We start from the raw sequence: 1,438 nt of genomic DNA on the forward strand, positions 1-1,438 counted from the left end.
GTGAAAGGGCGGTGCGCATGGCCGCGGGGCGGGCGGGGCAGGCGGCTGAGGACGGTGAGGGCGGCGGCGACGTCGATGTCGGGCTCGGGAGGGAGCGCGGCGTCGTTGATTGTTGCTGGAGGGTCGTGTTCGCGGGTGTAGGCGGCCAGGACGTTGATGATGGCGGGCCGGTCGCGGTCTGAGTCGCGGGCGATGCGTTCAAGGGCGTAGACGGCGGCGGTGCGGACCTCGCGCTTGTCGGAGCCGAGTTGCTCCACGGCCTTCGCGTAACGGTCGGTGACCTGGCCCTCCTTGGTGGCACGTAACTCATCCTGGCCGATGCGCCAGGTGATGGTGGTGGTGACCAAGCCAGCCACGGCGGCCAGGACGCCGATCACGATGCCGACGCTGTTGAACCACTGGTGCTTGCTCTGCCGCCGCCGGTCACGTTCGGCGTCGAGGCGCTGGCGCTGCAGCTCCAGCAACTCCAGCCGCCGGTCGGCGGGGATGGCGGCCAGCTCGGCGGAGGTGGGCTCGGGGATTCGCGGCACCGTCGGGGCGAGCGGGATCGCGCCGACCCGCTCGGCTGGCGGCTCCGCGGGGTCGGGAACTGATGGCGCGGGAGACGCGTCGTGAGGTTCGTCGGGGGGTTCGTTCACGTCATCTCAGACGTCCGCGCCGACCGGGCGGACGCTGTCCAGAACGGGCCAGTACCGCCCCGTGATCGCCAGCGATCCCGTGACTACATGACAATGCCGGTTATCGGTGAGAGCGATCAACTGCGGACCTGCAGCGCACCGCGCGGCCGTCCGCTCGCCACTCGCCCAGACCGCGCCTGCTGATTTCCACGCGATCGGCGTGCAGCGTCACGGTCGCCTGATGTGCGGCGATCGTCCGGGCCGCTCGACCATGGCCCCGCATCCTTCACTTGCCTGGCCCGGAGGTGAGCGTGCCGGCCTCTAACGGACGTGCGGCCCGCACCGCTGGCCGCTAGGGAACCCCTGGTACTGCGCACGTGAGCAAGCCCCTTCGTGCTCGCGCGGATGTTCCGAAGCCCCGGCGGACGCGGGCCGGGTTGAGACGGTCCGGAGCGGCGGGACAAGGACCGCGCGGATCTTTGGCCAAACGGCCGGGCGATCCAGAGTTGGGTGTGCGCGGCAATGACGATCCCAGGTCCACCGGCGGACGGCTGCAGGGTGCCGACTTTGGGTGCGGCCCGCCCCAGCGTCTGCTCTCAAAATCGGAACGTGTGCTCGAGGTCGAAGCTGCGGAGTCCGATGGCAGCGCCGATGGCAGTGGTCGTGGAACACACGTCGAACCCCTGACTATCCGGCGTGCCATACCTGGCGGCCGCCGACCCATGTGGACAGCACCGGGATCTCCGCCAGTTCCTCTGGCTCGGCGTGCAGCGGGTCCGCGCCGAGCACCGTGAAGTCGGCGAGGCGGCCCACGGTGATCT

At 70.2% G+C, this 1,438-nt stretch carries 1 pseudogene; it reads right to left on the reverse strand.

Features of this window, described 5'->3' with window-relative positions:
* Window positions 1–638 (reverse strand): annotated as a pseudogene (locus E1264_RS42580) (hypothetical protein); the annotation flags it as partial.
* Between the last annotated feature and the right edge of the window lie 800 nt (window positions 639–1,438).

Source organism: Actinomadura sp. KC216 (assembly GCF_004348535.1).
Taxonomy (GTDB): Bacteria; Actinomycetota; Actinomycetes; order Streptosporangiales; family Streptosporangiaceae; genus Spirillospora.